The 12,078-nt window shown below is 58.0% G+C and carries 7 protein-coding genes, 1 tRNA gene and 1 pseudogene; 4 read left to right on the plus strand and 5 right to left on the minus strand.

The features are described from left to right. The first annotated feature begins 276 nt into the window (after nt 1-276). Both AC3EMP_RS10660 and AC3EMP_RS10665 read left to right on the plus strand, forming a co-directional pair. The gene (locus AC3EMP_RS10660; RefSeq protein WP_032996874.1) at nt 277-1,266 is read left to right on the plus strand and encodes an acyltransferase family protein; all 990 of its coding nucleotides are present in this window, start codon (nt 277-279) and stop codon (nt 1,264-1,266) included. Next, nucleotides 1,263-2,288: a class I SAM-dependent methyltransferase gene (locus tag AC3EMP_RS10665; protein ID WP_352712792.1), complete on the plus strand. Its 1,026-nt coding sequence runs from the start codon at nt 1,263-1,265 to the stop codon at nt 2,286-2,288. The genes AC3EMP_RS10660 and AC3EMP_RS10665 overlap by 4 nt, the downstream gene beginning before the upstream one ends. 231 nt (nt 2,289-2,519) lie before the next feature. On the opposite strand, the gene AC3EMP_RS10670 is transcribed toward AC3EMP_RS10665, so the two are convergent. From AC3EMP_RS10670 to AC3EMP_RS10685, 4 genes are all read right to left on the minus strand, one after another. Then, the gene (locus tag AC3EMP_RS10670) at nt 2,520-4,247 is read right to left on the minus strand and encodes an adenylate/guanylate cyclase domain-containing protein (RefSeq protein ID WP_352712790.1); all 1,728 of its coding nucleotides are present in this window, start codon (nt 4,245-4,247) and stop codon (nt 2,520-2,522) included. Nucleotides 4,248-4,326: 79 nt separating this feature from the next. Then, the gene (locus AC3EMP_RS10675; protein ID WP_352712789.1) at nt 4,327-4,653 is read right to left on the minus strand and encodes a hypothetical protein; all 327 of its coding nucleotides are present in this window, start codon (nt 4,651-4,653) and stop codon (nt 4,327-4,329) included. Further along, nucleotides 4,650-5,756 carry an IS5 family transposase gene (locus tag AC3EMP_RS10680; RefSeq protein ID WP_352712787.1) on the minus strand — a complete coding sequence of 369 codons (1,107 nt, stop codon included), beginning with the start codon at nt 5,754-5,756 and terminating at the stop codon, nt 4,650-4,652. The genes AC3EMP_RS10675 and AC3EMP_RS10680 overlap by 4 nt, the downstream gene beginning before the upstream one ends. Nucleotides 5,757-6,115: 359 nt before the next feature. Beyond that, on the minus strand, nt 6,116-9,493 hold the full coding sequence (locus AC3EMP_RS10685; protein ID WP_488494615.1) for a glycosyltransferase: 3,378 nt from the start codon (nt 9,491-9,493) through the stop codon (nt 6,116-6,118). A 153-nt stretch (nt 9,494-9,646) separates the two neighbouring features. Here AC3EMP_RS10685 and AC3EMP_RS10690 point away from each other — a divergent pair, with 153 nt between their 5' ends. Continuing rightward, a complete protein-coding gene (locus AC3EMP_RS10690; RefSeq protein WP_352712784.1) occupies nt 9,647-10,573 on the plus strand; it encodes a class I SAM-dependent methyltransferase in 927 nt (308 codons plus the stop codon). Nucleotides 10,574-10,921: 348 nt separating this feature from the next. After that, nucleotides 10,922-11,114 (plus strand): annotated as a pseudogene (locus AC3EMP_RS10695) (class I SAM-dependent methyltransferase); the annotation flags it as partial. A gap of 762 nt (nt 11,115-11,876) precedes the next feature. On the opposite strand, the gene AC3EMP_RS10700 reads toward AC3EMP_RS10695, so the two are convergent. After that, nucleotides 11,877-11,952 (minus strand) — tRNA-Phe (locus AC3EMP_RS10700). Nucleotides 11,953-12,078: the final 126 nt, after the last annotated feature.

A 12,078-nucleotide genomic window follows, 5' to 3' on the forward strand; every position in this document is an offset into this window, starting at 1 on the left:
TCCACAAATCGGCTTGACGATCAAGAACCTTGTTCTCTATACGTTCTTATGCCGAGCCTTAAGACACACACACACCGATCGTGGTGGAAGTCCCGGTTTACGTCACGCCTCCGATCCTCTCGAACGGAAGTTGCGGTGGATGCGGCTAGCCAAAAGCCGGTGACCCGGCTTACCTAGTCAGCTTCTGTGTGACCTTTTTGCCGGCCTAACCTGAAATCAGCGAAGTAATCCCTATACCCTGTGGCATGTTACCGCCATTCAGGGCACGTAACACGCATGGGAAGGCTAGAAAATCTTGACGGTCTGCGCGGCTTTGCTGCGCTGTTGGTGGTCGCCGGCCACGTGTGCAATGTGCTCGGCTTCCTTCCTGGAGTCTTCGGCGACGGTGGTGCGCAGGTCGGGGTTCAACTTTTCTTCTGCCTTTCCGGTTTTCTTATGGGAATGCTGTACCTGAACTTGCCGTTCAGCGGGGCGGAAGTGGCTGGCTTTTACAGACGTCGGATCGCTCGGGTGTTTCCGATGTATCTCGCGGTAGTTTTGGCTTCGTTCGTCATAATGAACTTCACGGGAACCCCTGTTCTTTATGCCGTCGACCACTCCAACCTGGCAGCCCACCTGACCTTCTTTCAGGCGACGAGCGTCTTGTGGACGGTCCCGATCGAGGTTCAATTCTACGCTCTTTTCGGCCTCATCTGGCTGATGTTCTCGATCAACAGGCTAGCATCGATCCTAATGCTGCTAACGGCGATCCCCCTGCTGGTGATAATGTCCGATACCTTCGGCGGGCGGCTCTTTTTCGTCTCGTACTTTATGGTCGGGCTTGGCGTTTCGCTGCTGCCGCGCACGTCATCAAACGCCAGCTTTGCCGTAGCCGTCGCCCTATTTTTTGCCGCAATGCCAGCAGTGTCGAAACGACTCGGCATAGACTTTTTCGATTTCTGGAAATCCCCTCTGAATTTCGCTGCAGTCGCCCTTCTCGTACAAACCGCAATCTCGGCCCCCTTGGCAACCAGGACGCTTGGCAGCCGCCCCGCGCGTTACTTAGGCGAAATATCCTATTCGATCTATCTGCTGCACTGGCCTGTCATGGCGCAGTTGTCACGCTGGATCAGCTACGCGGAACATCCTGCCCTCTACACTTCATTGGTCCTCGCCGGTACGCTCGTGGCAGCTACATTGACCTACTACGGCATCGAAAAGCCGGCGCGACGGTTGATCATGACGAGAACAGAACGCCACACCAATCAGGTTGTGGCGATAACATGATGAGATTTGATGAGCTTCTGCGGAATCTCGACAAGAGCACTATGGTCGGCGTCGAGATCGGCCCTTTCTATAGTCCCGTTGCGCCGAAGGCCCACGGCTGGAAAACAACGGTAATCGATTTTCAGGATGGGGAAGCGTTGCGCGCAGCGGCCCGCAATCACAAAGTCGAAGCCATACGCAAGCGAGCCGATCAAATTGAAGATGTCGACATCGTCTGGTCAGGCGAGCCGCTAGATACATTAGCACTCTCTAGAAAGCCGGGCGGCTACGACTTTTTCATTGCCAGCCACGTCATTGAACACACGCCCGATTTGGTCAGCTTCTTGCAACAGGTATCACGCCTTCTGCGGCCAGGGGGCATTGTCTCTCTCGCCGTACCTGACATGCGCAAGTGCTTCGATGTCCTGAAGCCGGCGACCGGCATCCGCGAAGTGCTGACGGCCTACCGAGAGAAGCGGACCCGCCACACACCGGAAACTCTCTTTGAGGCCCGCGCCTGCTCCGTTAACAGAAACGGCGTGGGCTCTTGGCTTGCAGGGTCGAAGGCGCCGCTGAGCTTTACCGGGAATTTTGACCATGCGTGGGGATGTTATCAGGCCGACATCGCCAATCTCGATGGCCCCTATGTCGATGCTCACGCCTGGTTCTTCACTCCGGCTTCATTCGAATTGCTGGTCCTTGAACTGCGCCAAATGGGCCTGATCAGCCTAGCTATTACAAGTCTCGAGGAAAGCCACGGATCCGAGTTCATCGTCCAGCTTAAGGTCGCGCCGGTTGCGAAGATGTCATCGGCTGATTTCGATGCCAAGCGGTTGGAACTGTCGCAACGGCAGATCGCGGAGTTGGCTCAAGAACTGTTTGGCAGCGGGAATCCGCCTATGCCGGCGAGGACCATCTATATCGAGGTACCCGTCCATATCGAGGTACCCGTGCATCCACCGATCCTGTCAACAAAAGCTGTGGCGCTGCTTCTGGCAAGCCGCGTCAAGCGAAAGGCCCTGTCGTTGGTTGGAATGGCCTAGTTGATGAGGCCGTGGGTGCGCAGAGCGTCCTCAATCGACCCTCGCGGCCGACTTCGGTCAGATAGACCTGAATCGTGGTACCGGTGTTGACGGCCTTCAGTGCCGTCCGCGTCGCCACAAACGTCACGCCGACGGGACCGGTAGCTCCTGTCGGTCCTGTGGGGCCGGTTGCGCCCGTCAAGGCTTGCGGGGCGGTCGGCAATCCAGCGCGCGAGCGCTAATCTGGCATCGCTACTCGGGCAGCCCAGCCAGCCGAAGGCTCTCTACGATGAAGTCGCGATCCTGCTGATTTCTATATGGGTCGATTTCGACATACCGGCTGATCGTTATATCGGGCATTGCCGATATGAGCTTCTCAACCTCCGCCTTCGCCTCACCCAGGTGACCGAGGCGCGCATGGCACATCGCTAGGTCGCCATGAATGTACCAAAATGGATGGATCTGCCGAGAAAATGCCAAGATCGCTTCTTGATATCGTCGCAGCATTAGTAGAGCCATGCCCCTGATTTCCCAATGCCATGTAGCCGGAATTGGATCGCGCTGAAGCAACTCATCCATCGTCTTGAGCGCTATGGCGAAGTCACCGTTTCGCAAGAGCAACTCTGCCTGATACGCGACGGCGACAGAATTGGCCGGATTTAGGCTGATGGCCCGTTCCAGATGAGACGCTGCCAACTCGTATTGCCCTTTGAGAATCAGGGCCATTCCGAGTAGCGCATGCCCTATGGAATCACCTTCATCCAAAGCGATGGCGGTTCGAGAGGCCGCCGCCATTTCGTCGAGCGTATTCGCTTGCGCGTTTTCGAGGTACTGCACGTAGAACGTCGCGGCTCGCATAGCATAAGCAACGGCGTATTCAGCATCTAGCTGGAGAGCCCTCTCTACAAATGGCATTGCTCGTGCAGCATCATGCAGGGCAACATACTTTTTTGCCAATTGAACGCATTCATAGGCCGCCAGGCTCGGGAGATTCCGCTTGCTCGCATCATTGGCAATGGCCAATTGAAGGCGCGATTCGAGCGTGACAACGATGGTCCGGACAACTTCGTCTTGGACGACGAAGATATCTTCAACTTCGCGATCATAGCGTTCGGCCCAAAGTTCCTGACCAGTAGTGCTGTGGATAAGTTGTGCCGCCACGCGGACCCGTTTGCCGATGCGCCTCACGCCGCCAGCTACGATATATTCGACATTCAGTGCCTTTCCGATCTCCTGAGTACCAACGTCCTTACCCTTGAACGAGAACGATGAATTCCGGGCAATCACGAACAGGTTTCTGAAGCGCGAAAGTTCGGTCAGAATGTCTTCCGCGATGCCTTCAGCAAAATAATCCTGCTCCGGATCTCCTCCCATGTTGGAGAAAGGCAGCACGGCTATGCTGCCTTTGGTCCGCGTTTCCGAAGCGCGCGCGCTGGCGGCGCCCTTGGGCAACGTGCTGTCCAAAAGGACATTGTAGACCTGTATCGGTTGCTCGATATTCTTAAGGCTGTGCTCGCCGGTATCTTCGAATGCCAATTCGAGCTTGTTGCCGACATTTTCCCGAACAGAAGCGGACACCGACACGCCACCGGGCTTGGCGATAGCCTCGATCCGCGCGGCGATGTTCACGCCGTCACCGAAAATGTCATCGCCCTCTACTATGACGTCGCCAAGATTAATGCCGATGCGAAATTGAATTGAGGGAGTGGAGACGAGATTTCGCTCAACCATCGCTCGCTGGATCGCCGCTGCGCATTCGACCGCACCCACTACACTTGGAAATTCGACCAGCGCTCCGTCGCCCATCATCTTTACAATGCGGCCGTGACGCGCGGTGACAGCGGGGTTGAAAGTTTCTCGCCAAACCTCCCGCAGCGCCGCCACTGTTCCGGCCTCGTCGGTTCCGATCATGCTGGAGTACCCGACAACGTCGGCTGCTAGAATGGCCGAAAGCCGGCGGGTCGTCTGCTGTTCCACCATACCGGTCCCACAGTCGATGGGCTGAGGAATGCTAGACTGTACGAGCTATTCTTAGTGTCCGGAAGGGGGGTGCAAAGCCCTAGCAGGCTGTTGAAGAAGTCCATTTGCGAGCGATGAAGTCTGCTTCGTCGCCGCCATGGAAGCAGATCTGTCCGTTGATAGAGCCGTCTGGTTGAATTTCAGCCCAGCCATTGCCCTGGGCTTCGTCCATTTCGTCATTGCCTTGCCAGAAGAAGGCGACATTGTTGCCGTCGCCCGCGCCGAATATCTGCCCAGTGACGCAGCCGAAGGCGAATTCGCCGGAGCCATTGGCCGCGAACTCAATGTAGGCGGGCTCCATCATGTCGCGATGGTCCCCGACATAGTCGGGCATCGCGACGATCCGCCAGCGACCGATGACGCTCATGCCGGCGCTGCCAACAGCTTGGGCAAGCGGATCAGATTGTAGGCCGCCAGGTTCAAGGTGAAGGCCGCGCCCACACGGGCGCACCCTCGCAGCTTGACCTTGGCCATGCCGGCCGAGGCCTTGATCCAACCAAACACCTCCCCGATCTGCTTGCGGCAGCGCTGGCTGACATCATAGCCCGGATGGCGCTTCGTGCGATCATCGATGGCCGTCACGCGCGGCTTGCCGGTTTTGCTCAAATGGCCGTCGACGGCGATGTGCGGCGTGACCTTGCGCTCACGCAGATCCCGGATGAAAGCGCGCACGTCATACGCCTTGTCGGCACCCAGCGTGATGCGCCGCCGTGATGGCCGGCGTTCCACCATGGCAAGCGCGGCCTCCCGCTCAGCCGTACCTGTCGCATGGGTGACGCCGCCGTCAACCGCTAGCCCATGACGGTTCTCCATCAGCGCATGCCCCATGTAGCAGAGCCTTGCCGGTTGCCCATCGCCCTTCTTATAGAGCCGTGCTTGCGGGTCGCTCGTGCTCTGGTGTGTGTCGTTGGAGCGCTTCTCATTATGAAAGCCGCGCTCGGCGTTACGCCCCGTTCCATCGGAATTGTTGTCGTCCCCATCCTTGCGGCGGAAGCTCTTGATCGAAGCCCAGGCTTCGATGAGCGTCCCATCCACCGAGAAGTGATCCGACGACAAAAGCCGCTTCACCCTTGGCTGCGCAAGCACCGCGCGTAGAAACTTTGCCGCGATCTCACCTTCCAACAGCCGATCCCGGTTCTTGGTGAAGCTCGAATGGTCCCAGGCCGGATCATCAACACCAAGACCCACGAACCAGCGAAACAGGAGATCAAACTCCATCCGCTCCATCAACTGACGCTCCGAGCGAATACCGTAGAAAGCCTGCAACAGCATCGCACGCAGCAACCGTTCAAGTGCGATCGACGGGCGGCCGAGCCCAGGCGGATAAAGCACAGCAAAATCGCCGTCCATCGCAACGAGAGCCGCGTTCACGATCTCCTGTATCACCCGCAGCGGATGGTCGCGGCGAACCCGCGCTTCAAGGTCGATATACGAAAACAGAGAGCCTGTCCGTTCGTCCGAACCGCGCATCCACTGATCCCCAAATCATCCGGGGAGCAGTGAATCACGCTCCAAACACCCGCGCCAGTACTTCTTCAACAGCCTGCTAGCGCGAATAGGCCGAGGCGCCTGACAGCCAAGCAATACCCCTTCTCAATAAGGCGACCGACGTCAGCAACAGGAAGCTGATGGCCGAACTCCCAACCCCTTGGTTCAGTAGCGCGACGTTGAGCCTTCTCAGTTGGTGCGAAATGCACAGTCGCCACTATCGAAGTGGCCATTCGGTTACTCCTCCGGAAATGGGTGCTGGAGATTGCCAGTCCTGAGACCCGATAACGCATAAAATCTTGGCCATTTGTTCCTGCCGCAACACCCCGCCAATTATTTTCTTAAACATCACGGTGGCGGTGAGGCGTCCACCCGCCCCATTTACTTTCAAACTGGGCTTGATTGCGCTGCCAGAGCTCGGCGTATTCCGCCTGTGGGAGCTTGGTGAAGCTTGCCCCACCAATATGGTGAACGAAGGCGTCTTCGGCACAGATTGTGCGCAAGCCCTTTTCATGAATGCGGCGTGAATAATCGTCGTCCTCGAATAGCCCCAGCCCGAATGCCTCGTCGAGTGGTCCCACAGCCTCCATCGTGTCACGACGCATCGCGACGCAGAACATCGCTAACATTGGAATGTCGAAGGATTGACCGGCGTGACGAGCCGCATTCTTATCTGCAAACGCCTCCATGCCTTCCGTGTCTACATAATCCACCGAGATTTTCGCTTCGTTGCCGATCTCGTTGGTGACAGGACCGACAAGGCCGACAGATGGATTTTCCAGGTAACGAATGAGGGGGTCGAGCCATCCCTTCGGCACGAGGGTGTCGTTATTCAGAAGAACAAGTACGTCGCCAGTCGCTATACGTAGGCCTTGGTTGTTTGCGGCAGCGAACCCGCGGTTATCCCGATTGAGCTCGATCCTGACGGGCAGCTCCAAGCCGGATAGTTGCCGTAGGTAAGACTGCGTTCCGTCTTCCGATGCGTTGTCGACCACGATGATCTCGTAATTCGGGTAAGTGGTATTCCGGATCAGGCTGTCGATGCAGGCCTTAGTGAGATCGATGTTGTTGTACGTAACAACAATGATTGACACCACTGGAAAGCCGTGACGGAGGGCCGTGAGCGTGGCGTCCACCCGCTCGGACCAGTCATTAGCTTTCGCCAGTTCCCGTCGGCGGCGGGACAGTGCCTGGTCACTATCGGCAAGCGCTGCTTCTATGGCCTGCACTGTCTCATCAGGAGTGGCCGCGAATGAGAGATAGTCCTTGTAGACTTGGAGTTCAGCAGTCGGCGTCGCGATTACAGGCTTTCCGGCGCTCATGTATTCATAGAACTTCACCGGGTCGACCGCATGCGTGACGTTGTAAACCCGGAACGGAATCAAACATGCGTCGAACCAGTAGAGGTATTGAGGCATCTCACTATAGGGACGCAGTCCAAGCAGATGCACATTTGGAAGGCTGTCGAGGCCGGCCAGGTCAGTGGAGAAATCATCGCCGATCAAAACGAAGGACCAATCGGGACGCTGGCGGGCCACGGCAGCGATTAGCTCGAAATCGAGCCATTCGGCGAGCGCACCATAGTAGCCGATGATCGGAGCCTTCATGCTTGCCAAGAGATCATTCGGAACGCACCGCTCTTGGAAGAACGCGTAGTCCACCCCATTGCGAACGAGGGCGCAACGGCGCGCCTTGGATTGCCACTTATCCTGTAGCAGGGCGGCTGTGACGGTCACGAGGTCGGCTTCACGAACCAGCGTCTCCTCGTCATGGAGGAGGTCGCGGCCGATGTTCGGGAAATTGTCCCACTCGTCCATGCAATCGTACTGCACGTGCCACCCGCGGGACGTCCGCAACGCAAGTGCTAGCGGCGTCCAGTATGTGAGGTGGACGACGGTGACCGCAGTTTTAATCCTGAGATCGCGCGCGAGCTCCGACATCGCTTCCCCGAAGGCTGTCTGATTCCCACGGCTCATAGATTTGCTGTAGAAATCCTGCACTCCGTCGGCTCGCAATGAGACCTCGAAGACGCCGTTCGCAACCTCCATGAGGTCGTAATCCCGGCCCGATGGAGGCGTGCGCGAGGGTACGATATAGAACACGCGGTAGCCGCGGGCAGCGAGGTTCGACATTAGCTGCTGAGGACGCTGGTAACGCGCTGACCAAGCGATGTTGGCGAAGCATACTATGTCTAGGAGGCCGGCGTGCTCCGCTCCTGGCGCGGGCGCGCCCGGTGTCCCGGCCCTGGCAACACTTGGAGCCATGACGGCCCGCGGTTGACCACCGGCGCGATTTACGAGCGTCAGGAGTGGCGAGGAATTCGCCCGGGATAATATCCTGAAACGTAGAGGACGCGGTAGGAGGACCTTTCCGATGCCCCGGAGCCAGGGCCATCTACGCCGGATCAGGATGATCAGGTCAGCCAGGAGAATGCGGAAGCTGGTACGTCGCCGCTCGTACTCGCCGGCTAGGACTTGTATCTCGCCCTGCAGCCAGGCGATACCATCATCGCGCGCCTGGAGGAGAGTTCGCAGTGTCGCGATCTCCTCGTCTTTGGCGGAATTGCTCCACTCCTGGCCTTGTGTTGCATTGGCAAGGAAGGATTTGCGACCGACCCGAAACTCCTCATCTAGCGCCCGGATCTGCCGCGAGTGATCAAGGGCAGCCAGGTTGGCGGCTGCGAGAAGCTCGGCGACTTTGACCCGTTCGACATTGGTGGCATGACGTTCAGCCGATAGTGAGTTGTTGAGCCGCGCCACCTCATCAGCCAAGGCCGTGCGGATACGCTCGGTCTCAAGGCTTCGTGTGTTCGCCGCCCCGACTTCCTCCGACAGTTCAACTATTCGACGCTTGGTCGCCGAATGAACCACTTCGGCTTCCGCGTGTTCGATCCTGACGTCGCTGAGTTCCCTGGCCAGCCTGGCGACCTCGACGTTCCAACGCGCGCGTTCGTCCATGAAGCTCCTGGCCCGCGCCTCGTCCTCAGTTTCGATCTGCCTACGCGCGATCGGGGCGGACGGACAATGCTCGAACGTGAGGTCACTGAGGCGAAATTCACGCTCGGCGATACGTTGTGTTCGGGCATAAACGAGAAGGATTTGCTCGCCTGCCCAATACGTCGGCTCCATCGCTCGAGCGTCGACAACTTTCGAGGTAGCCAGCACTAGTTCCCCGCCTGCAAGCGTTGCCGGGATGTTCGAGGGATCGAACGTACTTTTGTGCTCGTCTAACCTCAAATACTCTCGGAAGGGGACGAGGATCACAAGAGCTTCGGTTGCCATTTCCCCGAGACGCTCGAGGACGGCCACAGGATCGTCGAAGTGCTCAAGGGTGTTGGAGGAGACAACCACATCGAAACGCTCAGCGAACAGTTCGCGAAAAAGGTCGACCCGCAAAAAATGCGGCTTGCTAAATGTCGCGCGCGCCGAGGCAATCGCGGGTTCGGCGAAATCGATCCCTGTGACCGGGCCTGGGAACACTTGAGCCAGGAGGTCCGTACCGTCGCCCAGAGCGCACCCCCAATCGCAGATCGTCCAGCGCTCATCACGCAGCGAACGGGTCAGCCATTCCGGCAGATGATCGAGAATGATCCGGCCAAAGAAAACCGACTGCTCCCGACCTCGATTGACAACCCAGTCGGTTTCGAAGCGGCGCGACCAATAGGTCTCACTATTCATGGGAGCGTGTGGCTTCTGTCCTGCCTCTTTACGCGACGACATCAGAGCTCCTGATCCCACGCTGGCGGCGCCAGTGTTCCCCATTGAGGGAGATACGCTAAGATACCGGTTGAACGCAATTGCCGGTGGAAGCAGGCTACGCCGAAATTCAGGATGACAGGATGGAGAAAGCTTAGCATGCCGATAGAAGGCGCTATGACTAACGACGACAAAACGCGCGTCGCGGAGCGCTGGTCTGATATAAGCAGCGGATCTGACGAGTTCTCGGCGAATGTCTACTGGCTTGCTGTCCCAGCCGTCATGGCGCGTCACCAGCGTCGCGCTTGCGCCGGCGGGAATTATGGGTCGTGGGTAGAGTATTGCCTTGGGTCATTCGCCCCGCAAGGTCACGACCTTCGCATGCTTAGCATCGGCTGCGGTTACGGCGACCTTGAGCGGCACTTCATGCGAATTGACGCCAGTATAATGTGCGATGCGTTCGATATCGCGCCAGCGGCAATCCAGGGTGCAATATTGGCAGCACGTCAAGAAGGGTTCACCGGCATCCACTATCGCTGCGCAGACATCGAAACGGCGGGCCTAGAGCAGGGAGTGTATGATGCCGCTTGGTTCAACGGATCACTTCACCATATCCAAGCGCTTGAGCGCGTGCTCGAACGTGTCCACAATAGCCTCAAGCCGGGTGGTCTGCTGTTCGTCAACGAGTATGTCGGAGCGAACCATTTCGGCTTTCCGCCTGCCCAACGGGAGGCGATCTCACATGCGTTCCATTTGATCCCGCACCAATATCGACGGAGTTTTATCCCTGCGAACCTTGGTCAAGTGGCGACTCAAGCACCCATACCGGATCCAGCCGAGGTTCGGCGTGTCGATCCGTCGGAAGCTATTCGGTCGCAGGACATCGTTTCCGCTATCGCAGACAATTTCGACATCATCGCAATGAATGCGTGTGGCGGGACAATTATGCAGTTTCTGCTTAGTGGCATCGCCGGAAACTTCCGCGAAGACGATGCGTCCTCCATGCTGGTTCTCGACATGCTGTTTAAGATTGAAGATGCACTCATGGATGCCGGTACGATCGGAAGCGACTTCGTGGTGATTGCGGCAAAGAAGCGATGCTAAAAGCGGAACCTTGTTCGACGACTGGTTTCGAATGCTGCGGCAGATACCGACGGGATCTGCTGCTGGCCAAGGCGTGATTTAACGGCTCTTGCCTTTGCCGTCGTTGGGGGACTGGCCTCGTTGAGAAGCCTCAATGCTTCCACGGTGAGAGCGCAGTGACCGCTGAACAGCGGCCGCATAGAGCCGCGTCGCACTTGCGGTCGGGGATCCTGCTGGTCCTTGCACGCTGCCCCCCGGGTCGTATGCCACAACTGCTTCAAGCCCGCGCCTCTTTAGCTTACCGCCTTTCATCGGCTGCTCGCCTGACAGGGTATAGACGCCCCTTGACCGTGACGGATGTGGCCTCTCGATCTCCACACCGCGATAATTCAGAAGAAAGCCCGCGGCCGACTTCAATCGAGACGTCTACGATCGGCTGAGGCCTGGTGGGTCCTACGTCATCGTCGACCACGTCGCCGCCGTAGGGGCGGGCACTCACGACGCCGAGTCGCTGCATCGAATTGAGCCTGCATCCGTTCGGGTGGAGGTCGAGGCGGCCGGCTCGCGGGTAAGCGCTCGGCGGTGAAGGCTCGGGCGGCTGAAGGTGAGTCGGCGCCTAAAATGAGAAAGCCAGGACCCCCACCGCCCTACGTCACTCATGCTTTGCGGCGCCTAGGGGACTGATTTCTCCGACGTAGAGCCGCCCGCCACTTGCTGAGGCTTGCCGCGTCATCGGGAGACGGAGCGCCGGCCATACGTCGTAAAGTCCAATCATTCCACGGTTGCCCTAGCTGTTGTTGAGCCACACCATTCTCAGCCTGTCTCTGATTATTCGACTCGGCCCGAAGCACGCAACCACACTCATTCCGCGCGAGGTCGGTCCGACGTCGCGTAGGGGCGGCCCGCAGCCGAATGCCTCGCCGTCTGGCGCCCTTTTTATCGGGCGATCTTGCCTAGAAAGACTAGGAGTTCGAGACAGAACAGGTTGCGAACACACTGCTACGGTTTTTGCAACGCAACGCTACGGTATGCACCGGGACAGCGTAGCAGGAACGGTATTTGGGAGCGGCTCAACGCCGTTACAGACAAGGATTTCGCAGTACCAAAAGGGAAGGGCAGGGACGGCCGCAACCGAATTTCAAGACCGGTGCCTCCGGGCCGAGACGTGTGGATCATGTTGCATTCTATGTCGCGTCGACTAGCCGCTTGTCACAGGAAACCGTTGAAAATCAATGCAACCCAGTTGCAACACGGCGCGACATGTAACGGCCTATTCAAGTTGCCAGGATTTGTTCCAACCAATTGCTTTATCAGCATAAAGAGATGGTGCCCAGAGGCGGATTCGAACCACCGACACGCGGATTTTCAGTCCGCTGCTCTACCAACTGAGCTATCTGGGCCTCGCCGGCAAACGAGACATCGCCTGACCGGATTTCAGGAAAGCGCCGTGGGGCACCCCTTGAAAGCGCGTGGGTTATAGCACGGGAATCCGGCCTGTCCAGCGCCTAAGCGCTGATTTTCCGGGG

The sequence above is a fragment of the Mesorhizobium sp. P160219 genome (assembly GCF_057786095.1).

Coding starts and splice junctions, on each gene's coding strand:
- AC3EMP_RS10675 (WP_352712789.1), bottom strand. CDS start 4,653: ATGAGCGTCATCGGTCGCTGGCGGATCGTCGCGATGCCCGACTATGTC.
- AC3EMP_RS10670 (WP_352712790.1), bottom strand. CDS start 4,247: ATGGTGGAACAGCAGACGACCCGCCGGCTTTCGGCCATTCTAGCAGCC.
- AC3EMP_RS10690 (WP_352712784.1), top strand. CDS start 9,647: ATGACTAACGACGACAAAACGCGCGTCGCGGAGCGCTGGTCTGATATA.
- AC3EMP_RS10685 (WP_488494615.1), bottom strand. CDS start 9,493: ATGTCGTCGCGTAAAGAGGCAGGACAGAAGCCACACGCTCCCATGAAT.
- AC3EMP_RS10680 (WP_352712787.1), bottom strand. CDS start 5,756: ATGCGCGGTTCGGACGAACGGACAGGCTCTCTGTTTTCGTATATCGAC.
- AC3EMP_RS10665 (WP_352712792.1), top strand. CDS start 1,263: ATGATGAGATTTGATGAGCTTCTGCGGAATCTCGACAAGAGCACTATG.
- AC3EMP_RS10660 (WP_032996874.1), top strand. CDS start 277: ATGGGAAGGCTAGAAAATCTTGACGGTCTGCGCGGCTTTGCTGCGCTG.